Raw genomic sequence first — 22764 nt, 5'->3', positions numbered from 1 at the left:
TTTTAACAAAAAAATAACCCTCTTTTTAGAAGGTTATTTTTTAACTAAACTATTAACTTAAAAATTATCTGAAATTGTAACGTTCTTTTTCTCCCTCAGCATTAATTAATTCGATTCTTAAAGGTTCGCTTCGGGACTGATTTCGAATAATATTTTGAGCATCATCAACAGATTTTACTTTTTTATCATTTATAGCTGTAATAATTGTACCCTCCTTAACATTGTTGTTTCTCCAATAATCGGCATATTCATCATCTAATTTCGATATTTTGATACCATATTCTATTTTATACTTCTTTAAATCTTGAGGTTTAAGGTTTTTAACTTGTCCTACTAAAGGAAGCACAAAAGTTTCATTGCGTATTAATTTAACAGGAACCGTTTTTAAAACTCCGTCTCTTGAAAGGGTAACGTTAACAATATCGTTTGGCCGCTTCGTATTAAGGTGACCACTTAAATCTGAAAACTTTGTAATTTTTACATTATCAATTTCTTTGATAATATCTCCTTTTCTCAATCCCGCTTTTTTTGCACCTGAGTCTTCAACTACGCTATCAACATAAAAACCTTGAGTGTCTTCCACGCCAATTTGTTCTGCCGTATTGCTATTTAAAGTACCTCCAGTTATACCTAAAATTCCATTTTGTACGTTTCCATACTCCATAATATCTTCAACAACTTTTCTAGCAATGTTGCTTGGAACTGCAAATGAGTATCCTATATATGAACCTGTTTGAGAGGAGATAGCAGTATTAATTCCAATCAATTCTCCATTTGTATTTATTAAAGCACCTCCGGAGTTCCCAGGATTTACAGCTGCATCAGTTTGTATAAATGAGTGTGTGTTTTTTCCTGTTGGATCCAGATTTCTCGATTTTGCACTAATAATTCCAGCAGTAACTGTTGAAGTCAAATTAAAAGGATTGCCAACAGCCAAAACCCATTCGCCTATTTTAGCTTGGTCTGAGTCTCCAAAAGTCGCGAAAGGAAGGTCTTTATCTGCCTCAATCTTTAAAAGTGCAATGTCGGTTTTAGGATCAGCACCAATAATTTTTGCAGTGAAGGTTTTATTATCGTTAAGTGTTACAGATAATTCTTGGGATTTATCAATAACATGATTATTGGTAATAATATAACCGTCTGGGGAAATAATAACTCCAGAACCTGTTCCAACTTGTGCCCGTTGTTTACGTCTGCCTAAAAATAAATCTTCAAAAGTAAGTTGACCCGTGCTTAATGTTAAGTTTTTTACATGAACGACTGTGTTAATACTGTTCTTTGCTGCTAAAGTAAAATCGGGCGTTTCGTAAGCTTTATATAAAGTATTTGCTGCATTATTTGTTGGAAAGAAAGACGGGGTTGTTTCTTGAGTACTTACAACAATGGGATGTTCTTTTTCAATAAAGAGTTTATAAGTTCCCAAGGTGAAAATACCACCTAACGCCGAAATCAATACTAATGATAAAATCTTCTTCATAATTTTCAGTTTTAAGTTTTCCTAATTAACGATTAAAATTAAATATTTATTGAATGTTTAATTCAACTTTAACGACGATTTAACAATCAAAAAAACAGTTTAATATTCATATATTTGCGCATCATTATGCAGCAAGAATTTTACAAATATCAAGGAACTGGTAACGATTTTGTGATGATAGATAATCGTCAGCAAAAAATCGACAAAAATAATACCAAACTGGTGGCAGCTTTATGTGACAGACGTTTTGGCATAGGTGCTGACGGATTAATATTAATTCAGAATCATGAAAAAGCAGATTTTGAAATGATTTATTTTAATTCTGATGGCAGTCAAAGTTTGTGTGGAAATGGAGGACGTTGTGCCGTAGCTTTTGCAAGAAATTTAGGCATCATTGCCAAAAAAGCGACGTTTGAAGCAATTGATGGTTTGCATTTTGCAACAATTGAAGACGATATTGTAAAACTACAAATGCAAGATGTTAATGCTGTTGAAAAATATGTCAGCCATGTTTTTCTTGATACTGGATCTCCTCATCATGTTGAATTAAGAGAAAATATTGATGATTTTGATATTAAGGCTGAAGGTTCAAAAATTCGCTATGGTGCGCCCTACAATGAAGCTGGAAGTAATGTGAATTTTGTTAAAAAAATAGGTGATGCGACATTTGCTGTGAGAACCTATGAAAGAGGTGTTGAAGATGAGACTTTATCTTGTGGTACTGGTGTTACGGCAGTTGCCATTGCGATGCACACACTTAAAGAAACCACAGATAACTTAATAACTTTGAAAGCACTGGGGGGCGATTTACAAGTCTCTTTTGAAGAAAATAATGGTGTATATTCCAATATTTGGCTTATCGGTCCAGCGAAATTAGTTTTCAAAGGGAGCATATGATTACTTTAAAAGGGGATAATGTTTATTTACGGGCTTTAGAACCTGAGGATTTAGAGTTTATTTACGCGATAGAGAACGATGAATCAATATGGGAAATTAGTAATACACAAACACCATACTCTAAGTTTATCATAAAGCAATACTTAGAAAACGCCCATAAAGATATTTTTGAAGTTAAGCAGCTCCGGCTAGTCATTTCTAGTAATGACAATGAGTCTTTAGGTTTAATTGATATTTTTGATTTCGATTTTAAAAACAAGCGTGCAGGCATTGGTATTTTAATCAAATCTGATAATCGTTATAAAGGGTATGGATTTGAGGCCTTAAAGTTGCTAGTCAGCTACAGTTTTAAAACCTTAGGTTTACATCAGTTGTATTGCAATATTTCAGAAGGTAATGAGGCGAGTATGAGTCTGTTCAAAAAACAAGGTTTTGTAAACGTTGGACTAAAAAAAGATTGGAATTTTAACAATAATGAATATAAAGACGAATATTTGTTTCAGCTAATTAATAATTAAATGTATATCAAAAAAATTCTTCTTGCTATTGTGTTTTTAGGTTTAGGTGTGGCTGCCTATTTTGCCTATTTTGTTTATAGCACCATGTTTACCCCAAATACAGCTTTTAATAATGCCGAAGCCTACATCTATGTGAAATCAACTGATTCCTATACGGAGGTTCGTGAACAGCTAGAGCCACTTTTAAAGCATATAGATAAATTTGATGCTCTTGCAGAACGAAAAAAATATGTTAGCTATGTTAAGGCTGGTCGCTTTGTAGTAAAAAAAGGAATGACTAATAACGAGATTATAAACTCTATTAGGAGTAATAATTTGCCAATAACGGTCTCTTTTAATAATCAAGAATCACTTGAAAAGTTAGCCGGACGCGTTTCAGAACAAATTGAAGCAGACAGTGTTTCCATTCTTAGTGCTATGAAAGACATTTCTTTTCTTACCGAAAACAAATTTAACCAAGCGACAGCTTTAGGGATGTATTTACCTAATAGTTATGAGTTTTTCTGGAATACTTCAGGTGAAGGTTTTAGAGATAGAATGTTAAAAGAATATAATCGTTTTTGGAATGATTCAAGAATTAAAAAATCTGAAGCCATTGGTTTGTCGCCAAATCAAGTGATTGCATTGGCTTCTATTGTATATGAAGAGTCTAAGCAAGCTTCAGAACAGCCAAGAATTGCTGGTGTTTATATGAATCGGTTAAAAATGGGAATGCCACTTCAAGCAGACCCTACCTTAAAATTTGCAGCATATAAACTGCCTCAGTATAAAAATACTGTAATAAAGCGGGTTTTAAATGTGCATAAAGAAATTGATTCTCCATACAATACCTATAAAAATTTAGGTTTACCACCTGGTTTAATTGCTATGCCTGATATTTCGGCAATTGATGCCGTGTTAAATTCTGAAAAGCACAAATACCTTTATTTTGTTGCAGATGCCAAACGACTCGGTTTTCATAAGTTTGCCAAAACATTAACACAACACAATGCGAATGCTAGAGAATATCATCGTTATTTATCTTCACAAGGTATTAATAGGTAATGAAGCAAACATTACTTAAATATATTTTCCTCTTACTATCACTCTTGACTTTCTCGCAATCAAAGTTAGATGCTTTTTTAAAACCATCTGATACGCTGAATATTTCTAGAAGAAATACTGTGGTTATTTCTGAAGCATCATTAGCGACTATTTCTCTAATAGGTTTAAATCAATTATGGTATGCAGATTTTGAGAGGTCTAAATTCCATACGGTAAATGACAATAGTGAATGGTTACAAATGGATAAGGTCGGGCATGCTTTTACGTCTTACCAGTTAGCCAAACATGGAGCACAAGTCCTTAATTGGAGTGGTGTTAAAAAGAGAGATCAATTATTGTACGGTGCAACACTCGGTTTTACATTTTTAGCTGCTGTTGAAGTCCTGGATGCCTATTCACAAGAGTGGGGGTTTTCATGGGGCGATATAGTTTCAAATGGAGCAGGTACAGGTTTGTATATTGGACAAGAATTATTATGGAATGAGCAGCGAATTGCGTTAAAGTTCTCTTTTCACCAAACAAATTTTGCGGATAAAAGACCAGATAAACTCGGTGAATCGTTTTTTGAACAGGTTTTAAAGGACTATAATGGACAAACCTATTGGCTTAGTGCCAATCTTCATTCATTCTTTAAGAAGAGTAAAATTCCTAAATGGCTTAATGTAGCTTTTGGATATGGTGGAGAAGGTATGTTGTATGGTAATGCAGGTTTTGAAACAATTGATAATCAAACAGTTATATTTGATAATCGCTTTAGGCAATTCTACTTTAGTTTAGACTTAAACTTAAGTGCAATTCACACTAATTCAAGGTTTTTAAGGTCAATTTTAGACGTTTTCAATATGATAAAAATACCCTTTCCAACTTTAGAATTTAATAAAAAAGGGTGTGTATTTCATCTATTCTACTATTAAAATTCACATATAATCGATTTATTTTGAGGGTCTAAAAAATATATCTAATTTTGCACGCTCAAATTTCACGTGTTTTTAATATAACAAAACACTGAAGAAATTTAGAAATTATGATAAAGAATATTGCAAGTTACTTAACCCTAGCGCTTACAATTTCTGTTTTATTGTATGCATCGTTTAAAACTAACGAAACGATAGATTTAAGTGAGTATTCAACAAAAGGTCTAGTGTTAAACTATAACATGGATCTTGATGCAAATATTAATGATAATATTGACGCATCAAATGACGCTAACGAAGTATTTTCTCCGTATTTAGGGAAATCTTTTGTAGGATTTAAAGAGGCTTTAGCCTTTAAAGAGTCCAGAGGTGATTACCAATGTGTAAATACTTATGGTTACCTTGGGAAATATCAATTTGGTAAAGGAACTTTAAAGCTTATTGGGATTAATAACCCAAACAAGTTTCTAAAAGATCCGAAACTACAAGAAAAGGCATTTGTTGCAAATGCAAAACGTAACAAATGGATTTTAAGAAGAGACATTAAAAATTTTGTAGGCAAAAAAATTAATGGTGTTCTTGTAACTGAGTCTGGGATTCTTGCGGCGGCACATTTAGCTGGGCCGGGAAGTGTGAAAAAATACCTTAGAAGTTATGGAATGAATAATTTCGCAGACGGTTATGGTACGACAGTGTCTAATTATATGAAGAAATTTTCTGGTTATGATACCTCGTTTTTAAAAGCTGATAGAAAAGCAAAGGCTATTTAGGAATCCTTTAAGCTTTATGAATAATGAATATGGTAGGTCTCTTGTGGAGGTCTACCATATTTTTTTTCCATAAATGTGCTTCTTGGGTTTTAATGTATTCCGATGTTAAGCTAATATCACAAGCCACACATAAACTTGTATTACTACCAAGAGAATTGCTTAAGTCTTCAAGTAATTTGTTATTTCTATATGGAGTCTCAATAAATATTTGCGATTGGTTGTTTTCATACGACAAACGTTCGAGTCTTTTTATTTCCCGTTTTCTTTCCTCTTTATCGATTGGTAAATACCCATTAAACGAAAAATTTTGCCCGTTTAAACCAGAACTCATTATTGCCATAAGAATTGATGACGGTCCAACTAGTGGTACAACTTTAATATTTTGTTTATGTGCTAATTTTACAATATCTGCACCTGGATCGGCAACTCCAGGGCAACCTGCTTCAGACATTAAACCTACATCGATACCATTCTGGCAAGGGTTTAGGAATTCTGGTAACTCAAGTGGGTTGGTGAATTTATTTAAGTGAAATATCTGTAAACTAGATTGAGACTTTCCAGAACTGATTTTTTTTATAAACCGGCGAGCTGTTTTTTCGTTCTCAACAATGTATGTATTAATTTGCTCTACGATTTTTTTAACAGAAATAGGTAGTACTTCAAGAGGTGCATTATCCCCTAAGGTTGTAGGTATTAAATAAAGTTTGCCTGTTGCTTGGTTCATTAAGAATGATGAAAATTGTTAAAGCTTAAATGTACTAATAAATTTAAGATTTCATTGTAAGGCGGTCTGCTATTATAGAACAAGCTTCGTCTAACATTTTATAAACATTTTCAAACCCTTCTTTACCGCCATAATAGGGGTCAGGGACACTATAGTTTTGATCTGGGTAGATTTCGTTTAATATTAGTTTTACTTTGTCTTGGTCGGCATTATGTCTCGCTAAAGCAATAATATTATAAAAGTTAGTCTCATCCATAGCGAAAATGTGATCAAAAATATCGAAATCTGCAACAGAAAACTGTCTGCCTTTTAAATTGGAAATATCGAGTCCGTACTTTTTTGCTACTTTGACAGAGCGCCTATCTGGAGCGTTTCCAATATGATAACTAGCAGTTCCAGAGGAGTCAACTAAAAATTCTGATGCTGGTAATTTAGAGCGTAAAATACCTTCTGCTAATGGTGAACGACAAATGTTGCCCAAACACACCATGAGAATTTTTGTCATCTAAGTAAAGTTTTAAACTGAAAGTTTTTTTGTAATGTCTTCAACGTATTTTCTAAACTGCTTATCTGTAGAAGATAAATTGTCCACAGTTTTGCAGGCGTGTAAAACAGTAGCATGATCACGCTTTCCAATTTGTGATCCAATGCTAGCCAACGATGCTTTTGTTAATTTTTTAGCAAAGAACATAGCTAATTGTCTAGCCTGTACAATATGCCGTTTTCTTGTTTTGGATTGTAGTGTGTCAATATCCATTTGGAAATAATCCGAAACTACTTTCTGAATGTAATCAATCGATACCTCTCGCTTAGTGTTTTTGACAAATTTTTCAACAATTTGTTTAGCGAGTTCTATGGTAATCTCTTTTTTATTGAAAGAAGATTGAGCGATTAATGAGATAATAGCACCTTCTAGCTCTCTAACATTAGTTTTTATGTTTTTTGCAACATAATCAATTATATCGTCAGGCATTTCTACACCATCTCGATATAACTTGTTTTTCAAAATTGAAACTCGTGTCTCAAAATCGGGATGCTGTAATTCAGCAGATAAGCCCCACTTAAAACGTGATAGCAAGCGCTGTTCGATATCCTGCATATCTACTGGAGCTTTGTCACTTGTTAGAATGACTTGCTTTCCGTTTTGATGCAGGTGATTAAATATATGGAAGAAAACGTCTTGAGTGCCAGACTTTCCAGAGAAAAACTGAACATCATCAATAATTAAAACATCTATAATTTGGTAAAAATGAATGAAATCATTTCTATTATTCTTTTTTACAGATTCTATATATTGCTGTGTAAACTTTTCAGCAGAAATATATAAAACAGTCTTTTCTGGAAATTTATCTTTAATGTCAACACCAATAGCGTGCGCTAAATGCGTTTTGCCAAGACCTACACCACCAAATACTAAAAGAGGATTAAAAGAGGTGCCTCCAGGTTTAGCAGCTACCGCTAAACCAGCACTTCTTGCTAAACGGTTTGAATCGCCCTCTAAGAAGTTTTCAAAACTATAATTTGGATTTAATTGAGATTCTATTTTTACGTTTCTTATACCAGGTATAACAAATGGATTACGTAGCTCTGGACTTTTATTATTAAGAGGAATGTCTACGTCTTGAGCTTTTACAGCAGTTCTGTTTGAACTAGGAATCTTTTCGGTAAAAGGTTGCTTATTACCGTAAGTGTTTTCCATCTTAATAACGTAAACAAGCTTTGCTTTTTCACCTAGTTCCTTTGTTAATGAGACTTTCAAGATTTTAACATAATGTTCTTCAAGCCATTCATAGAAAAATTTACTAGGTACTTGAATACTTAATGCATTATCTGAAAGTTTAACCGCTTTAATAGGTTCGAACCAAGTTTTATATGCTTGCGGTTGAATATTATCCTTTATGAATTCAAGACAATTATTCCATACCGTTTGCGCAGTTACACTCATTAATTTTTATTTTCGGGTTTGTTAGTTAGTTATAATAGCATGAGAATTGGCTCCTCAAAATCCCTCTTATTGGGTTGGACAAATATGTGAACAAAATTCTTAAAAAAAAAATGATTTTCTATTGAATTTTAAGAAATTTTTCCTCATGTTTAGCCGCTAGCCGAAACTACAAAAAAATATTCAATAATACCTATGAAAGTCGATGAAATACATATAAGAGTGAGATATGGGGAAACTGACCAAATGGGTGTCGTGTACCATGGTAACTACCCATTATATCTTGAAATGGGAAGAATTGAGTTGCTGCGAAAAATGGGAATTTCATATAAAAAAATGGAAGAAGATGGTATCATGCTTCCGGTAGTTTCTTTGAGTTTAAATTATAAAAAATCAGCGAGTTATGATGATGTAATTAATGTAAAAACTCAACTTAAAAAAGCGCCAACGGTAAAGATAGAATTTGATTATGAAATCACTAATGAATTAGGTGAAATTTTAACTACAGCAAGTACTACTTTAGTTTTTATCGACATGAAAACTAATAAGCCAACACGACCACCAATTTATATTTTAGAGGCTTTAAAAAATTAAACTATTGTTCTTTTATGTCTACTTCATATAGATAATTGAAAATATCAAATATAGAACATGCATTTTTTTTCCATACAGAAATGGTAATTTGACAGTTTAATTCAAGCTTCTGATTGATAATATTGAGATTTTTCTCTTTAATTATTCGCATTACCTTATTCATGTTTTTATAGTCAAATGAAATAAGATATGTGACATTAATAGTTTTTTCAATGATTTTGGAATTTTCTATTGCTAGTTTAGCTGCAGACCTATAGGCGTTTATCAATCCACCAACGCCTAATTTAACACCTCCAAAGTAGCGCACCACAATAATTAATATATTAGTAAGTTCAAATGATTGTATTTGCCCGTAAATTGGCATGCCTGCAGAATTGTTTGGCTCGCCATCATCATTGGCTCGATATAAGAAGGTTTCAGTGCCAATTTGGTAAGCATAACACCAATGTCTGGCGGAATGATGTTCTTTTTTTAATGCTTCAAGTTTTAACTTAACTTCATCTTCATTGAAAACCGGAAAAGCGTAGCCATAAAATTTACTGTTCTTGTCTTTAAATAAAACAGAGCTTGTAAAATTTTTAATGGTTTTAAAGGTGTCTTTCTCCATTTACTCAAATAAATGTGCTTTGATCTTAAATAGATTAACTACGTCTTCAGTATTTGGATTAATATGCCAAGTTTTAAGATTTAAAGCATGTGCAGATTTAATGTTGTCTTGGTTATCATCAATAAAAAGGCATTCTTCTGGATTTAAATTATTTTCTTTTAAAACAAACTCGAAAATATCCTGGTTAGGTTTTATGAGATGTATTTCATGTGATAGGTAAAAAGCATCGAAGCAGTTTTTAAAATCTTCATAAAAAGAAACATTTTCTTTAATCCAATCGATGTGTAGTTCATTTGTATTACTCAGAAGAAGTAGTTTATACTTTGCAATGGCTTTAAGTTTTTTTAAAAAATCTAATCGATATTTAGGAAAATCTTTTAGCATGTAATTCCAAAGATCTACAAGTTGTTGTCTTGATAATCTTTGAAATTTATTACAATAAAAATCTAAAAAAGTATGAGTAGAAATTAATCCTTGCTCATAAAGACTGTTGTATTTATCCATTTCTAGTGAAATAGCTTCAATGCAAAGTGTTTTGTGAGCTTGTTTTTTAGAACCTTCGATATCTAAATTTATAAATACATTACCAAAGTCGAAAATAATGGTATTAATCATTCTTATAAATTTTCAGAACATCGTCTAAAATTGTTTCTTCAGAAATCAATTTACTTTTTAGTTGTGGTGCTTTAGTGCCATTTTTAAAAGTGACATTTCCAATGAATACTCGAGCCTCGTCCCAAAGATTTTCATCTATAAAGGATTGTAGTGTTTTTGCACCACCTTCAATTATTACGGAGTTAATATGGTTTTTAAACAGTTGTTTGCAAATTTGTTTTGCAATTTGGTTTGAAAAATCAATGTCTTTACTAGTTATTTTAATTGTTTTTGAACTATCGTCAAAGACATTTAGTGATGCATCAAGGTTATCGTTTTTATCAATTACAAATCTTACGGGGTTGTTTCCTTGCCAATCTCTTGAAGTTAAACTTGGGTTATCTTCTAGTACGGTTTTAGTGCCAACTAAAATCGCTTGCTCTTCCGTGCGCCATTTATGAACTAATTGTCTTGAAAACTCATTAGTAATCCAGACGGGTTTTTGTACTTGTTTTGTTAATGGGGCAATAAAACCATCTTTTGTTTCAGCCCATTTTAAAATTATATATGGGCGATGTTCTTTATGGAAAGTTAAAAAACGCTTGTGGTGGTCTTGGCATTCTTTTTCTAATACACCAACAATGACTTCAATACCATTGTTTTTTAGTGTAGCTATGCCTTTTCCTGCTACTTTTTCATTATTATCAATACAGCCAATTACAACTTTTGAAATTTTATGTTTAATAATCAAATCACTACAAGGCGGTGTCTTGCCAAAGTGCGAACAAGGTTCTAAAGTAACATAGAGCGTAGATTTTTTAAGTAAATCTTTGTTTTTAACTTCGTTTATAGCGTTAACTTCGGCATGATTTCCACCATAAGAACTAGTGAAACCTTCGCCTATAATTTTATTTTTGTAAACAATTAAACTCCCAACCATTGGATTAGGTCTGGTAATTCCTAAACCATTTTTTGCTAGTTGAATACATCGTTTTATGTAAGTTTCGTGTTTTGTCAAAGGTTACAGTTTTATTTTGACATGTTCTGTTTTATCAACGTTGTAGGTATATGAAAAACCGAATGTAGAATAAATGATGTCTCCTTTGTATTGGACTTTGACTTTTTTACTAAAAAGACTACCTATTAGACCACCAATGCTTTTGTTGCTAAAAATACTATCAGTTGGAACTTTTGTTTTCAATGGAATTGAAAATTCTTTTTTAGCAGGGACTTTAAATTTTTCGGTCGATATGCTGGCCATTTCATTATCATTTATGAAAACTTTTATTTCATTAGTTTTTAAATTTCCACCAATATCATTTGGATTTATAAACAATGCATTGGCTGTAATTATAACATGTTGAGCGTTGGATTCTAAAACTTTAATGTTTTCAATCCGTTGAAATTCTGGTTTTTCATTGACTGAACAACCAAGTATTGTAATCAATATTGTTGATAAGATTATGAGTCTTTTCATTTCTGTTTTTTTTGATTTGGTGTATATTCACTAATTCAAAATTATCTAGTAAAAGTGAGTAAAGATACTATAGTTATTCGAGAAATTGAACCACAAGATAACGGTCAATTAGAAGCCGTAATTCGTGCTTGCTTTCATGAGTTTAAAATACCACTTGAAGGTACTGCTTATGCTGATGCTGAAACACCAAGAATGTATGAGTCTTATCAAAATGGGAATGAAGTCTATTACGTTTTAGATAATAATGGTGAAATTTTAGGAGGTGGAGGAGTGAAACCTTTAACAAATTTTGAAACAGAAATATGTGAAATTCAGAAAATGTATTTTTCTCCAAAAGTTAGAGGTAAAGGGTTTGGAAAAGAACTTTTCCAATTATGTATGCAAAGTGCCAAAGCCTTGGGTTACAAAAAATGTTATCTCGAATCTGCGTCACAATTAAAAGCGGCAATTCATATTTATGAAAGTTATGGTTTTGAACATTTAAAAGGGGCTTTAGGTAATACGGGACATTATTCTTGCGGCGTATGGATGATAAAAAATTTATGAAGTTAAAGGAAATACAAATTTTATTTCATAACGAATTAGACGCTCTTTTCGGTAAAGAAGAAGTTGATAATTTCTTTTTCATTTTGATTGAGTCCTATTATGGTATAAAAAGATTTCAATTAGCAATGGATACGAGCTTAGGCTTGGAAAATAATGAAGCCATATTATCAGCTTTAAAGTTATTAAAGCAAGAAAAACCAATACAATACATATTAGGACACACAGAATTTTATGGATTACCTTTCAAGGCCAATAAACATGTTTTGATACCAAGACCAGAAACAGAAGAATTAATTTCCTGGATTATTGAAAATACTGATGTTAACGAAAAACTTAAAATTTTAGATATTGGTACTGGAAGTGGTTGTATCGCTGTTTCATTGGCCAAAAATTTACCAAAATGTGAAATTGTTGCCTTAGATATAAGTGCCAATGCTATTAAAGTAGCCGAAGGTAACGCGCAATTAAATAATGTTGAAATTACATTTGTAAAATCTGATATTTTAAATGTTTCGGATATTAGTAACGAACTTATCAACAAGCAATTTGACATTATAGTCTCTAACCCTCCTTATGTTAGAGAGCGGGAAAAAGAACATATGAAACCTAATGTTTTAGATAATGAACCGCATATAGCTTTATTTGTTAAAGACAATAACCCACTTCAGTTTTATGAGGCAATTGTAAACTTTGCTGAGAATAATTTGACTTCAAAGGGATTATTATATTTTGAAATCAATGAGTACCTTGGAGACAAGATGATATTTTTGTTACAGAGGAATGATTTTCAGGAAATAGAATTAAAACAAGATATCTTTAAAAAAGATAGAATGATAAAAGGAATTAAAAGTTAATGACTACTGAACAACAAATAAAAGATCTTCGGCAAGAACTGAGAATGCATAATTATAACTATTATGTACTGGATAATCCCACAATTTCAGATTATGAGTTTGATGTTAAATTAAAAGAACTTCAAGAGCTTGAAATAAAACATCCAGAGTTTTATGATGCCAATTCTCCTACCCAACGTGTTGGTGGAGCAATAACTAAAAACTTTGAGACTGTAAAACACGAGCATCGCATGTATTCTTTGGATAATTCTTATTCTAAAGAAGATTTGGAGGATTGGGAAATCAGAATTAAAAAATTAGTAGATGGAGATATTGAATACACTTGCGAATTAAAATATGATGGAGCATCCATTAGTTTGACCTACGAAAATGGTTTATTAGTTAAAGCAGTTACGAGAGGAGATGGATTTCAGGGAGATAATGTAATATCAAATGTAAAGACTATTAAATCGGTTCCTTTAAAATTGCAAGGTGATTTTCCTCCAAAATTTGACATACGAGGAGAAATTGTATTACCATTTGAGGGTTTTAATAAAATGAATGAAGAACGTTTAAAACTAGGAGAAGATCCTTATAGAAATCCAAGAAATACAGCTTCAGGTAGTTTAAAATTACAAGATAGTTCAGAGGTTGCAAAGCGTCCTTTGGAGTGTTTGTTATACAATCTAACAGGGTCGAGCCTTGGAATAACAACGCAATTTGAAAGTTTAAAAAAAGCTAGAGCTTGGGGTTTTAAAGTGCCTAGTGCTGCAAAATTGATAAATTCGATTGAAGGTGTTCTAGAGTTTATAGAGTATTGGGATAAAAAACGTCATGATTTGCCTTACGAAACAGATGGGGTCGTTGTAAAGGTAAATAATTTACAACAACAAGAGGAGTTGGGTTATACCGCAAAAGCACCCCGTTGGGCTATGGCTTATAAGTTTAAGGCAGAACAGGTATCGACTAGACTTAATAGTATTACTTATCAGGTAGGTAGAACTGGCGCGATTACTCCAGTTGCCAATTTAGAGCCAATTGAATTGGCTGGTACTACGGTTAAAAGAGCTTCCTTACATAATGCAGATCAGATAGCTAAGTTAGATGTTAGGGAGGGAGATATGGTTTATGTTGAAAAAGGCGGGGAGATTATTCCTAAAATTCTCGGAGTAGATTTAGAACAGCGACCTCTTGATTCTAAAGCAACCATATATATCAACCAATGTCCAGAATGTAAAACAGAACTTGTTAGGCAAGAAGGTGAGGCTCAACATTATTGCCCTAATTATAATGGTTGTAATCCGCAAATAATTGGAAGAATTCAACATTTCATATCTAGAAAAGCAATGGATATTGAAGGATTAGGAGGTGAAACAGTTGCGCTATTAGTAAACGAGGGATTAATTACAAATTATGCTGATTTATATGAACTTACCAAAGAGCAAGTTATTCCTCTGGAGCGTATGGCAGAAAAAAGTGCGGATAATTTAATAGATGGCATAGATAAGTCTAAAAACATTCCTTTTGAACGTGTTTTATTTGCCTTAGGAATTAGGTATGTTGGAGAAACGGTTGCTAAAAAGTTAGTTAAACATTACAAAACTATTGAAGCAATAATTAATGCCTCCATTGAAGATTTGATAAATGTTGATGAAATAGGAGATAGAATTGCGGAAAGTGTTTACGATTTTTTTAGCTCTGAAGAGAATATGACGATAATTAATAGATTAAGGTCGTTTGGTGTGAAATTAGAAATGTCTGCAGAACAACTTAAAGGTCAAACAGATATTCTTAAAGGAGATATTGTTGTAGTTTCAGGAGTATTTGAATCGGTCTCGAGAAATGAGCTAAAGAAACTTATTGAGGATAATGGAGGTAAAGTAAGCAGTTCTATTTCTTCAAAAACCAGCTACATTATAGCTGGGAATAACATGGGGCCGAGTAAAAAGGATAAGGCGGAAAAACTTGGCTTAAGTTTAATTAATGAGCATGAATTCTTACAAAAATTAAAATAAAAACAATTTTTATCGATAAAAAGTAAAATTTTATCGTTTAAATGAAAAATATTTTTATATTTGTTGCTAGAACTGTTAATCTCTAGTAATGAGTAGAACAAAAATATTAATTGGTTTTATCATTCTTTTATGTGTGTTGTTTACCGTATTTGAATTTGGTGAAATACTATGGCTGTCCGAGGTGTCCAGAGGTCTTATTGTTCCATCTATTACGGTTTTATATATAACCAATTATAAGCCTAAGATTTGTTGCTTTGCCTTATTTTTAATTCTTTTTTCTTTAGCAGAAATAGTCTCGATATTATCACTATTACCTGTAGTTGAATCGAAGGTGCCATATTTGCTGATTTATTATACCTGTAATGGGTTGTATGCAACGGCTTATTCTTTTTTAGTTTTTAATATTATTAGGACTTTGAATATTCGAGTAATTGCAAGAAACTTTTACATCCATCTTTTTGTTTTGGCAATTTTAAATAGTTATTTATTGTATGTGTTATTTAAAATAATGAGTCCGTTTATTTTGGACATAGGAGAAATATTCATTGAAATAGCATATAACATTGCAATTTTAATGGTGTTATCGGCATCATTGATTAATTTTATTTATAAGGACACTCAAAAATCATTATTAATGTTTTTAGGTTCGCTTTGTATCGTTTTTTCTGAGGTTATACAACTTGCTTATTTATATATCTCTTCCAAAATTTTATTAGACATTCTTTACACAATTCTTCTTGTGGCCGCCTTTTATTTTTTCTACAAACAAGCAATTTTGAATGAAGAGGAGTCTTCGGTTTTATCCGGAAACGAAGTTTTTAAGTAGAAGTTATTTTAAAAAAGGAATATCTTTTTTTACATTATAGAGAATTATTGCAGCTAAAATAAATGTAACTACCGCAGTTAAGAATAATATTCCTCCGTCATTATTAACTTCTATACCTAGCATGGTAAGGTGCATCATTATAGCTCCGCCAATTATTCCCATAGTCAATAGCGCTCCTAGCCATATTGTTTTGGGTATAAGAATTAATATACCTGAGATAAGCTCTAATAGACCAATTCCAATTCTGCCGTAAGGTTCGAGACCTACCTTTTCGAAAATATATATGCTGTCAGTATGTCCAGTAAATTTAAATCGAAGTGTCTGAATTAAAATAATCGCGACGATAATCCTAAGGAAAAGAAAGGTTTTTTTTTTCATGGTATATAATTTTTAACAATACCTTAGACGAAGAAAATCGAGTTACTTATCAAAAAGTAATGAAATTTTTAAACGATAATTGAAGTGCCATTGGCCGCTTTATTCTTTTGAGTGTCAAAATAAAAGTCAATTTTACCTAAATTAATACCGTAACATCCAACTTGATTTACAAGCATATTTTTGTTTTCCGAATTTTTTACCACGGTCGGTTTAGGTAAAAAAGTATGAGTATGCCCTCCAATAATTAAATCAATATCCTTAGTGCGTGAAGCGAGCTTTAAATCACTCATCTTTTCAGGTCTATTTCTGTAATGATAGCCTAAATGGGATAAACAAATAATTAAGTCGCATTGTTCTTCGTCCTTTAATATTCTTGTCATCTCTTGCGATGTTTCAACAGGGTCTAAATAATTGGTTTCTTTATACATCATCGGGTCAACAAGTCCTGTTAGTTTAATGCCTAAACCAAATACTCCAATTTTAATACCATCTTTTTTAAAAATTTTATAGGGTTTGGTATGCGTGTGCATTATTGTATTTGAAAAATCATAATTTGATGAAATAAATTCAAATTGAGCATGCGGCAACTGTGCAAAAAGACCGTCAATCCCATTATCAAAATCATGATTACCTATAGTTGCAGCATCATACTTCAGTTTGCTCATGAGTTTAAATTCCAACTCACCACCATAATAATTAAAATAAGGGGTGCCTTGAAAAATATCTCCAGCATCGAGTAAAAGGGTATTTGGATTCTCTTTCCTTATGTTTTCCACTAAACTCGCTCTTCTTGATACACCTCCTTTATTAGCGTTACGGCCATCTTCTGGACCAAAGGCGTCAATATGACTATGCACATCGTTAGTATGAAGTATTGTGATTTTTTTTGCTGAATTCAACTCTGCAAAGGACTGCAATCCAATACCTCCAATAGTTAAAGCAGTTGCTCCAGAAACAGTTTTTTGAATAAATTCTCTACGCTTCATTTTTGAATGTTAATTAATTTGAATGAATCTATCATCAATAACTGGGTTAATAGTATCAACCTTTTTAAAATGATCGATTAGAGCATTTCTTATTTTATAATTAAGTACGTAAAGGCTATCATTTGGTTTAAAAAAGGTCATATTATCGCCTCCGTTATATAAAAAATCATTGGTACAAACATAGTAGGTGGTGTCATTATAAATTGGTTTTCCCTTTATTGTGGCTTCAGCAACTTTAAAGTCTTCATCAAGGAGCAATCTTAGTTTAGATATAGGATGCGCTCGCCTAGCCTTGCTTAGATAGTTGACAAGACTATCAATTTGCGCGCCTTTGAGAGCAACAACAACAATGCTATTCTCAAAAGGCATAATTTCATAAGCAGTTCGCAATTTAATTTGCCCCTTTGAAATTATTGAGCGAATACCACCATGATTTAGTAATACAAGATCGATATCTTTTCCTGTTCTTTTTTTAAAGACTGGATAAGTTTCCTCGTAAATGGCATCTGCCATAAAATTACCTATTGCGGTATTTAAACTTCCATCTGTTTTGGAGTAAGTATCGACAGAATAAGCTAAAACACTATCTAAATCTTTTTGAATGTGGTTTCTAAATGGGGCAATATATTTCTCAATTTCATCATCTATTTTAAGGCTATCCGTGATTTCAATTTTACTACCTTCAATTTTTGTAAGATGAAGTTTTTCCTTTTTACAGCTCGTAAAGAATAAAATATATAACAAAAAAAAGAAATGTGTAAACCTCATATATTAAACGAATATTTTGAAAGTACTTTTGTTACCTTTGCGGAAAGCATAAATATAAATGATTTTAAAGGGTTTTAAGGAAAAATCTAATAAAAAGTATTTGAATAAAATACTCTTAAATCGTTATGTTTATGTTGATAATAGTAAGATTAAAAGTTTAGGAGTTATACTTAATATTGATGAAGTTGATGATTTTGAACGCTTTCGCAGTTTAGCTGCCTATATTAATGTACGACCTAATAGATTAAAAGTAATCGCATATTCACCAACTAAAAGTGAAAAACCCAATTTTTGGGAGGTTTGTTTCAATCCAAAAGATATTGGTTGCAGAGGAGCAATAAAAAATATTGAATTACAATCGTTTTTAGATACCCCTTATGATGCCTTAATTAGTTATTATACAAGTGAGGAGTTAGAGCTTAAACTGTTAACCGGCCTATCTAAAGCAAAATTTAAGATTGGAATCTTACAAACAGATTCTAGGCTTAATGATTTAATTATAAAAACAAAAGTGAATGAATTTAATGTATTTAAAAAAGAACTTTTTAAGTACCTAACTATATTAAACAAAATTTGAAATGAGTAAAAAGTTCTTAGGAACCGGAGTTGCATTAGTTACCCCATTTAATGATGATTTGAGTATTGATCATGAGGCTTTAACTAATATTGTTAATTTTAATATTGAAAACGGTACAGATTATTTAGTTATTTGTGGTACAACTGGAGAAAGCGTAACACTTACAAAAGAGGAAAAAAAGGCTGTAATTAAAACGATTACAAAAGCAAATAATGGTCGTGTACCTAATGTATTAGGTATTGGAGGTAATAATACAGCCGATATAATAGAAGAAATAAAGACTACAGATTTAAGTGGTATTGATGCCATTTTATCCGTTTCGCCCTATTATAGCAAGCCAACTCAAGAAGGAATTTACCAGCATTTTAAAGCAATTTCAGAAAAATCACCAATTGACATTATTTTGTATAATGTACCAGGTCGAACTTCAAAAAATATTGAGCCAGAAACTACTATTAGACTTGCCAATGATTTTGATAACGTTATTGCTGTAAAAGAAGCAGGAAACAATGTGTCTCAGTATTTGCAATTACTTAAGAATAAACCCGAAGATTTTTTAATAATTTCTGGAGATGATGATTTAGCCTTAGGTGTTGTATTAGCTGGTGGAGCAGGAGTTATTTCGGTCATAGGTCAGGCGTTTCCAAAAGAGTTTTCTCAAATGATACGTTTAGGGTTAGAAGGAAATGCCAAAGCGTCTTATGATGTTCATTTTAAGTTAATGGATGTTATAGATTATATCTTTGAAGAAAATAATCCGGCTGGTATAAAAGCTGTTTTTAATGCACTCAACTTGTGTAAGGATACGGTAAGGTTGCCTCTTGTTTCTGCATCCATACAATTAAAAGAAAAGATAGCACGTTTTATAAGTGATTTTAACTAATGTTAAATATTACTTAAACCTTGTGTTTGCAGTATTTCAACAATTATTTTAGCATCAAAATTATATTTTTAAAATCCATATTAATAACTTAATTTTGCATCCTGTTTTAAATTTATGAGAAAACCTCTTTACATATTATTGTCGTTCATCGTGTTAACGTCTTGTAGTGAATATCAAAAAGCTTTAAAGGCCGAAGGAGACGATGCTGTTAAGAAGAAATTTGAAATGGGAGAAAGTCTTTACAACGAAGGTAAATATGATAAGGCCAATAGGCTTTTTGCTCAAATTGTACCTAATTATAGAGGGAAACCTCAAGCACAAAAATTAATGTATTTGTATTCTAATTCATTTTACGAAATGAAGGATTACTACGTCGCTGCTTATCAATTTGAACGTTTTGCTTCAAGTTATCCAAAAAGTGAAAAATTAGAGGAAGCGTCATTTTTGAGCGCTAAAAGTTACTACATGTTATCCCCAGTTTATTCAAAGGATCAAAAAGAAACAAAAGAGGCGATTGAAAAATTACAAACCTTTATTAATTTGTTTCCAGAATCTGGATATCTAAAGGAGGCAAGTGATTTAGTCCAAGAATTAGATTTTAAATTAGAAAAAAAGGCCTATAGTATTGCGAAACAATATAATCACATATCAGATTACCCTGCATCTATAAAGTCTTTTGAAAATTTTATATTCGAGTTTCCTGGATCTTCCTTACGTGAAGATGCCTTATTTTATAAATTGGATTCTTCTTTCAAACTTGCAGTTAATAGTGTTGAGAGCAAAAAAGAAGAAAGACTCTTGGAAGCAAAAAAGACTTGTACTACTTTTATAAATACTTACACGAATTCTGAGCATATTGAAGAAGTAAATAATATGGCTTTAGAGATAGATAATGAATTAAAAAATTATAGCAATAAAAGCTAAACATATGAAAATAGATTTAAAGAAAACCACTGCTCCTGTTAATACAGTAACTTACGACAGAAACCAAGTTGACGAACTAACTGATAATATCTATGAGTCCATTTCAATTATTTCTAGACGTGCAGAACAAATTAATACTGACATTAAAAAAGAGCTAATTGATAAGTTAGAAGAGTTCGCTACTTATAATGATAGTTTAGAAGAAATTTTTGAAAATAAAGAACAAATTGAAGTTTCTAAGTTTTACGAAAAATTACCTAAGCCTCATGCTTTAGCTGTTCAAGAATGGCTAACAGATAAAATTTATTACAGAAATACTGAGGAAGATTCTCAGGAATAATATTTATGAGTTTACTAAGCGGCAAAAATATACTTTTAGGCATTAGTGCTGGTATAGCCGCTTATAAAACCGCTTCATTAGTTAGACTTTTTATAAAATCGGGCGCCAATGTAAAAGTTGTAATGACGCCATCTTCAAAAGATTTTATAACACCTTTAACCTTATCAACATTATCTAAAAATCCGGTTTATTCATCATTTACCAATGAGGAAGATGATAACGCTGTTTGGAATAATCATGTCGATTTAGGGCTTTGGGCAGATTATTTTATAATTGCTCCTGCCACAGCCAACACATTATCTAAAATGGCTAATGGTACATGCGATAATTTGCTTTTAGCTACCTATTTATCTGCAAAATGCCCTGTTTATTTTGCTCCAGCCATGGACTTAGATATGTACAAACATGAAAGTACATTTAATTCTTTTGAGGCCTTAAAAGGCTATGGCAACATAATGATTCCAGCTACTTCGGGTGAACTGGCTAGTGGGCTTGTTGGAGAAGGTAGAATGGCAGAGCCAGAAGATATTGTCTCTTTTATTGAAGATGATATTTTGGAAAAATTACCGCTTCGTGGAAAGCGAGTTCTCATAACTGCTGGACCAACTTATGAGGCTATTGATCCTGTAAGATTTATAGGGAATCACTCAAGTGGTAAAATGGGCTTTGAAATTGCTAAAGCTTCTGCTAATCTTGGTGCTGAGGTTTTTCTAGTTACTGGACCAACACATCAAAAAGTTTCTCATAAACTAATAGCGATATTGCCCGTTGTAAATGCTCAAGAAATGTATGAGGAAACACATAAGCATTTTAGTAATGTTGACGTTGCTATTCTATCTGCTGCGGTTGCAGATTTTAGACCAAAAGAAGTCGCTTCACAGAAAATAAAAAAGAATAAAACGACGTTAACTTTAGAATTGGAAAAGACTGAAGACATTTTGGCGTCGCTTGGTTCTCTTAAGAAACATCAGTATTTAGTAGGTTTTGCCTTGGAGACTAATAATGAAATTGAAAACGCAAAAGGCAAACTAAAAAAGAAGAATTTAAATTTAATTGTTTTAAATTCGTTGAACGACAAAGGCGCTGGCTTTAAAACCAATACAAATAAGGTCACTTTTATTAATGATAAATATGATATTACGACGTTTGATTTAAAAACAAAAACTGAGGTCGCTCAAGATTTATTAAATTACATCCTAAAATATATTCATGCGTAACATATTATACATTCTTTTATTTTGTCTAGGTTTGGGTGGTTTTTCGCAAGAATTGAATTGCAATGTTGTTGTAAATGCTCAACAAACAGGAAATGAAAACCTTTCTATTTTTAAAAATCTTGAAAAGCAGATAACGGAGTTTGTTAATAATACTAAATGGACTAATAAGGTTTTTGAACCTCAAGAATTAATAGATTGCAGTATGGTTATTACCATCACTAATTATAGTGGTGAGTCGTTTCAAGGCTCTATTCAGGTACAATCCTCTAGGCCTGTTTTCGGTTCATCTTTTAATACACCAATTTATAATTTTAACGATAGAGATTTCTCTTTTAGATACTTAGAGTTTCAAAATATAATTTATAATCCAACGCAGTATGCATCTAATTTAATTTCTGTACTGGCGTTTCATGTAAATATTATTTTAGCGTTAGATGCTGATTCCTTTGCCCAAAACGGGGGAGATATCTATTATAAACAGGCTCAAACAATTTTAAATTATTCTCAACAGGAAAATTTTAAGGGCTGGAAATTAGAAGACGGACTCCAAAGTAGGTTCACATTTATAGATAATGTACTATCTCCAACTTTTGCAGCTTATAGAGATGTTATGTACACCTATCATAGAGAAGGCTTAGATGTTATGAGTGATAACGCTAAAAAAGGTAAAGAGCAAATAGCATCCACTCTTAAAAAGTTTGAAGCTATGAATAGTAGGCGTCCAAATTCTTTTCTGCTCCGTACTTTTTTTGATGCTAAGGCTGAAGAGATTGAACAAATCTTTACAGATGGTCCTAATGTAAATATTGCCAGTGTTAAAGAGACACTTCAAAAAGTTGCACCAATGCATTCGAGTAAATGGCGCAATATTAAGTTCTAAGAAATCTTTCTTTTAATATTCATTTTACTATAT

27 protein-coding genes are annotated in these 22764 nt (G+C 32.0%); 16 read left to right on the top strand and 11 right to left on the bottom strand.

The features are described from left to right. Positions 1 to 64: 64 nt before the first annotated feature. Positions 65 to 1477 carry a S1C family serine protease gene (locus FEF17_RS01075; RefSeq protein ID WP_139000514.1) on the bottom strand — a complete coding sequence of 471 codons (1413 nt, stop codon included), beginning with the start codon at positions 1475 to 1477 and terminating at the stop codon, positions 65 to 67. Positions 1478 to 1603: 126 nt separating this feature from the next. Between FEF17_RS01075 and dapF the strand changes: the two genes are divergently transcribed. The 5 genes from dapF to FEF17_RS01050 all read left to right on the top strand — a co-directional run bounded on the left by dapF (position 1604) and on the right by FEF17_RS01050 (position 5620). Next, positions 1604 to 2374, top strand: coding sequence for a diaminopimelate epimerase (gene dapF / locus FEF17_RS01070; protein ID WP_139000513.1), 771 nt, complete (start codon positions 1604 to 1606; stop codon positions 2372 to 2374). Further along, positions 2371 to 2892, top strand: coding sequence for a GNAT family N-acetyltransferase (locus FEF17_RS01065; protein ID WP_139000512.1), 522 nt, complete (start codon positions 2371 to 2373; stop codon positions 2890 to 2892). Before dapF ends, FEF17_RS01065 begins: the two co-directional genes overlap by 4 nt. Further along, positions 2893 to 3936, top strand: a complete 1044-nt coding sequence (gene mltG, locus FEF17_RS01060; RefSeq protein ID WP_139000511.1) for an endolytic transglycosylase MltG — start codon at positions 2893 to 2895, stop codon at positions 3934 to 3936. Next, positions 3936 to 4850, top strand: a complete 915-nt coding sequence (locus tag FEF17_RS01055) for a DUF2279 domain-containing protein (RefSeq protein WP_139000510.1) — start codon at positions 3936 to 3938, stop codon at positions 4848 to 4850. Before mltG ends, FEF17_RS01055 begins: the two co-directional genes overlap by 1 nt. A gap of 110 nt (positions 4851 to 4960) precedes the next feature. Then, complete coding sequence (locus tag FEF17_RS01050) at positions 4961 to 5620, top strand: peptidoglycan-binding protein LysM (RefSeq protein ID WP_139000509.1); 660 nt, start codon at positions 4961 to 4963, stop codon at positions 5618 to 5620. A 7-nt stretch (positions 5621 to 5627) separates the two neighbouring features. Here FEF17_RS01050 and FEF17_RS01045 read toward each other — a convergent pair whose 3' ends face one another. The 3 genes from FEF17_RS01045 to dnaA are packed head-to-tail and all read right to left on the bottom strand — an operon-like array spanning position 5628 to position 8289. After that, the gene (locus FEF17_RS01045; RefSeq protein WP_139000508.1) at positions 5628 to 6344 is read right to left on the bottom strand and encodes an SAM-dependent methyltransferase; all 717 of its coding nucleotides are present in this window, start codon (positions 6342 to 6344) and stop codon (positions 5628 to 5630) included. Between the two features lie 43 nt (positions 6345 to 6387). After that, on the bottom strand, positions 6388 to 6849 hold the full coding sequence (locus FEF17_RS01040) for a low molecular weight protein-tyrosine-phosphatase (protein ID WP_246046767.1): 462 nt from the start codon (positions 6847 to 6849) through the stop codon (positions 6388 to 6390). A gap of 12 nt (positions 6850 to 6861) precedes the next feature. Then, on the bottom strand, positions 6862 to 8289 hold the full coding sequence (dnaA, locus tag FEF17_RS01035; protein WP_139000507.1) for a chromosomal replication initiator protein DnaA: 1428 nt from the start codon (positions 8287 to 8289) through the stop codon (positions 6862 to 6864). 192 nt (positions 8290 to 8481) lie between these two features. On the opposite strand from dnaA, the gene FEF17_RS01030 reads away from it, so the two are divergent. After that, positions 8482 to 8880: an acyl-CoA thioesterase gene (locus tag FEF17_RS01030; RefSeq protein WP_139000506.1), complete on the top strand. Its 399-nt coding sequence runs from the start codon at positions 8482 to 8484 to the stop codon at positions 8878 to 8880. A gap of 1 nt (position 8881) precedes the next feature. Here FEF17_RS01030 and FEF17_RS01025 read toward each other — a convergent pair whose 3' ends face one another. The 4 genes from FEF17_RS01025 to FEF17_RS01010 are packed head-to-tail and all read right to left on the bottom strand — an operon-like array spanning position 8882 to position 11558. Next, positions 8882 to 9487 carry an IMPACT family protein gene (locus tag FEF17_RS01025; protein WP_139000505.1) on the bottom strand — a complete coding sequence of 202 codons (606 nt, stop codon included), beginning with the start codon at positions 9485 to 9487 and terminating at the stop codon, positions 8882 to 8884. Then, positions 9488 to 10102 (bottom strand): HAD family hydrolase, encoded by a 615-nt coding sequence (locus FEF17_RS01020; RefSeq protein ID WP_139000504.1) that lies wholly within the window; start codon positions 10100 to 10102, stop codon positions 9488 to 9490. It abuts the gene before it with no gap. Continuing rightward, on the bottom strand, positions 10095 to 11099 hold the full coding sequence (gene ribD / locus FEF17_RS01015) for a bifunctional diaminohydroxyphosphoribosylaminopyrimidine deaminase/5-amino-6-(5-phosphoribosylamino)uracil reductase RibD (RefSeq protein ID WP_139000503.1): 1005 nt from the start codon (positions 11097 to 11099) through the stop codon (positions 10095 to 10097). Before ribD ends, FEF17_RS01020 begins: the two co-directional genes overlap by 8 nt. 3 nt (positions 11100 to 11102) lie before the next feature. Beyond that, positions 11103 to 11558, bottom strand: a complete 456-nt coding sequence (locus tag FEF17_RS01010; RefSeq protein WP_139000502.1) for an LEA type 2 family protein — start codon at positions 11556 to 11558, stop codon at positions 11103 to 11105. Positions 11559 to 11612: 54 nt separating this feature from the next. On the opposite strand from FEF17_RS01010, the gene FEF17_RS01005 reads away from it, so the two are divergent. The 4 genes from FEF17_RS01005 to FEF17_RS00990 all read left to right on the top strand — a co-directional run bounded on the left by FEF17_RS01005 (position 11613) and on the right by FEF17_RS00990 (position 15778). Continuing rightward, a complete protein-coding gene (locus tag FEF17_RS01005) occupies positions 11613 to 12104 on the top strand; it encodes a GNAT family N-acetyltransferase (RefSeq protein ID WP_139000501.1) in 492 nt (163 codons plus the stop codon). After that, positions 12101 to 12958: a peptide chain release factor N(5)-glutamine methyltransferase gene (gene prmC, locus FEF17_RS01000; protein ID WP_139000500.1), complete on the top strand. Its 858-nt coding sequence runs from the start codon at positions 12101 to 12103 to the stop codon at positions 12956 to 12958. Before FEF17_RS01005 ends, prmC begins: the two co-directional genes overlap by 4 nt. Then, complete coding sequence (gene ligA, locus FEF17_RS00995; protein ID WP_139000499.1) at positions 12958 to 14952, top strand: NAD-dependent DNA ligase LigA; 1995 nt, start codon at positions 12958 to 12960, stop codon at positions 14950 to 14952. The genes prmC and ligA overlap by 1 nt, the downstream gene beginning before the upstream one ends. Before the next feature lie 88 nt (positions 14953 to 15040). Continuing rightward, positions 15041 to 15778: a hypothetical protein gene (locus tag FEF17_RS00990; RefSeq protein WP_139000498.1), complete on the top strand. Its 738-nt coding sequence runs from the start codon at positions 15041 to 15043 to the stop codon at positions 15776 to 15778. 3 nt (positions 15779 to 15781) lie between these two features. Here the strand turns inward: FEF17_RS00990 and FEF17_RS00985 are convergent, their stop codons facing one another. The 3 genes from FEF17_RS00985 to FEF17_RS00975 form a co-directional block, all read right to left on the bottom strand. Next, the gene (locus FEF17_RS00985; protein ID WP_139000497.1) at positions 15782 to 16156 is read right to left on the bottom strand and encodes a DoxX family membrane protein; all 375 of its coding nucleotides are present in this window, start codon (positions 16154 to 16156) and stop codon (positions 15782 to 15784) included. A 68-nt stretch (positions 16157 to 16224) separates the two neighbouring features. Beyond that, positions 16225 to 17142 carry a bifunctional metallophosphatase/5'-nucleotidase gene (locus FEF17_RS00980; RefSeq protein ID WP_139000496.1) on the bottom strand — a complete coding sequence of 306 codons (918 nt, stop codon included), beginning with the start codon at positions 17140 to 17142 and terminating at the stop codon, positions 16225 to 16227. 9 nt (positions 17143 to 17151) lie between these two features. Continuing rightward, positions 17152 to 17910, bottom strand: coding sequence for a 5'-nucleotidase C-terminal domain-containing protein (locus tag FEF17_RS00975; RefSeq protein WP_139000495.1), 759 nt, complete (start codon positions 17908 to 17910; stop codon positions 17152 to 17154). Positions 17911 to 17968: 58 nt separating this feature from the next. On the opposite strand from FEF17_RS00975, the gene FEF17_RS00970 reads away from it, so the two are divergent. The 6 genes from FEF17_RS00970 to porD all read left to right on the top strand — a co-directional run bounded on the left by FEF17_RS00970 (position 17969) and on the right by porD (position 22731). After that, on the top strand, positions 17969 to 18487 hold the full coding sequence (locus FEF17_RS00970) for a DUF6913 domain-containing protein (RefSeq protein ID WP_139000494.1): 519 nt from the start codon (positions 17969 to 17971) through the stop codon (positions 18485 to 18487). Position 18488: 1 nt separating this feature from the next. Next, positions 18489 to 19370 (top strand): 4-hydroxy-tetrahydrodipicolinate synthase, encoded by an 882-nt coding sequence (gene dapA, locus FEF17_RS00965; RefSeq protein WP_139000493.1) that lies wholly within the window; start codon positions 18489 to 18491, stop codon positions 19368 to 19370. 114 nt (positions 19371 to 19484) lie between these two features. Continuing rightward, positions 19485 to 20294: an outer membrane protein assembly factor BamD gene (locus FEF17_RS00960; protein WP_139000492.1), complete on the top strand. Its 810-nt coding sequence runs from the start codon at positions 19485 to 19487 to the stop codon at positions 20292 to 20294. A 10-nt stretch (positions 20295 to 20304) separates the two neighbouring features. Beyond that, entirely contained in the window at positions 20305 to 20634 is a 330-nt protein-coding gene (locus FEF17_RS00955) for a DNA-directed RNA polymerase subunit omega (protein WP_211342471.1), read from the top strand. 5 nt (positions 20635 to 20639) lie between these two features. After that, positions 20640 to 21851, top strand: coding sequence for a bifunctional phosphopantothenoylcysteine decarboxylase/phosphopantothenate--cysteine ligase CoaBC (gene coaBC, locus FEF17_RS00950; protein WP_139000490.1), 1212 nt, complete (start codon positions 20640 to 20642; stop codon positions 21849 to 21851). Beyond that, positions 21844 to 22731: a type IX secretion system protein PorD gene (gene porD / locus FEF17_RS00945; protein WP_139000489.1), complete on the top strand. Its 888-nt coding sequence runs from the start codon at positions 21844 to 21846 to the stop codon at positions 22729 to 22731. Before coaBC ends, porD begins: the two co-directional genes overlap by 8 nt. Positions 22732 to 22764: the final 33 nt, after the last annotated feature.

It is taken from the genome of Hyunsoonleella aestuarii (genome assembly GCF_006148925.1).
Lineage (GTDB): Bacteria > Bacteroidota > Bacteroidia > Flavobacteriales > Flavobacteriaceae > Algibacter_D > Algibacter_D aestuarii.
Note: the sequence above shows the minus strand (reverse complement) of the source record. Positions and strands in the feature narration are given on the sequence as shown.

Coding starts and splice junctions, on each gene's coding strand:
- FEF17_RS01075 (WP_139000514.1), bottom strand. CDS start 1,477: ATGAAGAAGATTTTATCATTAGTATTGATTTCGGCGTTAGGTGGTATT.
- dapF (WP_139000513.1), top strand. CDS start 1,604: ATGCAGCAAGAATTTTACAAATATCAAGGAACTGGTAACGATTTTGTG.
- FEF17_RS01065 (WP_139000512.1), top strand. CDS start 2,371: ATGATTACTTTAAAAGGGGATAATGTTTATTTACGGGCTTTAGAACCT.
- mltG (WP_139000511.1), top strand. CDS start 2,893: ATGTATATCAAAAAAATTCTTCTTGCTATTGTGTTTTTAGGTTTAGGT.
- FEF17_RS01055 (WP_139000510.1), top strand. CDS start 3,936: ATGAAGCAAACATTACTTAAATATATTTTCCTCTTACTATCACTCTTG.
- FEF17_RS01050 (WP_139000509.1), top strand. CDS start 4,961: ATGATAAAGAATATTGCAAGTTACTTAACCCTAGCGCTTACAATTTCT.
- FEF17_RS01045 (WP_139000508.1), bottom strand. CDS start 6,344: ATGAACCAAGCAACAGGCAAACTTTATTTAATACCTACAACCTTAGGG.
- FEF17_RS01040 (WP_246046767.1), bottom strand. CDS start 6,849: ATGACAAAAATTCTCATGGTGTGTTTGGGCAACATTTGTCGTTCACCA.
- dnaA (WP_139000507.1), bottom strand. CDS start 8,289: ATGAGTGTAACTGCGCAAACGGTATGGAATAATTGTCTTGAATTCATA.
- FEF17_RS01030 (WP_139000506.1), top strand. CDS start 8,482: ATGAAAGTCGATGAAATACATATAAGAGTGAGATATGGGGAAACTGAC.
- FEF17_RS01025 (WP_139000505.1), bottom strand. CDS start 9,487: ATGGAGAAAGACACCTTTAAAACCATTAAAAATTTTACAAGCTCTGTT.
- FEF17_RS01020 (WP_139000504.1), bottom strand. CDS start 10,102: ATGATTAATACCATTATTTTCGACTTTGGTAATGTATTTATAAATTTA.
- FEF17_RS01010 (WP_139000502.1), bottom strand. CDS start 11,558: ATGAAAAGACTCATAATCTTATCAACAATATTGATTACAATACTTGGT.
- prmC (WP_139000500.1), top strand. CDS start 12,101: ATGAAGTTAAAGGAAATACAAATTTTATTTCATAACGAATTAGACGCT.
- ligA (WP_139000499.1), top strand. CDS start 12,958: ATGACTACTGAACAACAAATAAAAGATCTTCGGCAAGAACTGAGAATG.
- FEF17_RS00990 (WP_139000498.1), top strand. CDS start 15,041: ATGAGTAGAACAAAAATATTAATTGGTTTTATCATTCTTTTATGTGTG.
- FEF17_RS00985 (WP_139000497.1), bottom strand. CDS start 16,156: ATGAAAAAAAAAACCTTTCTTTTCCTTAGGATTATCGTCGCGATTATT.
- FEF17_RS00980 (WP_139000496.1), bottom strand. CDS start 17,142: ATGAAGCGTAGAGAATTTATTCAAAAAACTGTTTCTGGAGCAACTGCT.
- FEF17_RS00975 (WP_139000495.1), bottom strand. CDS start 17,910: ATGAGGTTTACACATTTCTTTTTTTTGTTATATATTTTATTCTTTACG.
- FEF17_RS00970 (WP_139000494.1), top strand. CDS start 17,969: ATGATTTTAAAGGGTTTTAAGGAAAAATCTAATAAAAAGTATTTGAAT.
- dapA (WP_139000493.1), top strand. CDS start 18,489: ATGAGTAAAAAGTTCTTAGGAACCGGAGTTGCATTAGTTACCCCATTT.
- FEF17_RS00960 (WP_139000492.1), top strand. CDS start 19,485: ATGAGAAAACCTCTTTACATATTATTGTCGTTCATCGTGTTAACGTCT.
- coaBC (WP_139000490.1), top strand. CDS start 20,640: ATGAGTTTACTAAGCGGCAAAAATATACTTTTAGGCATTAGTGCTGGT.
- porD (WP_139000489.1), top strand. CDS start 21,844: ATGCGTAACATATTATACATTCTTTTATTTTGTCTAGGTTTGGGTGGT.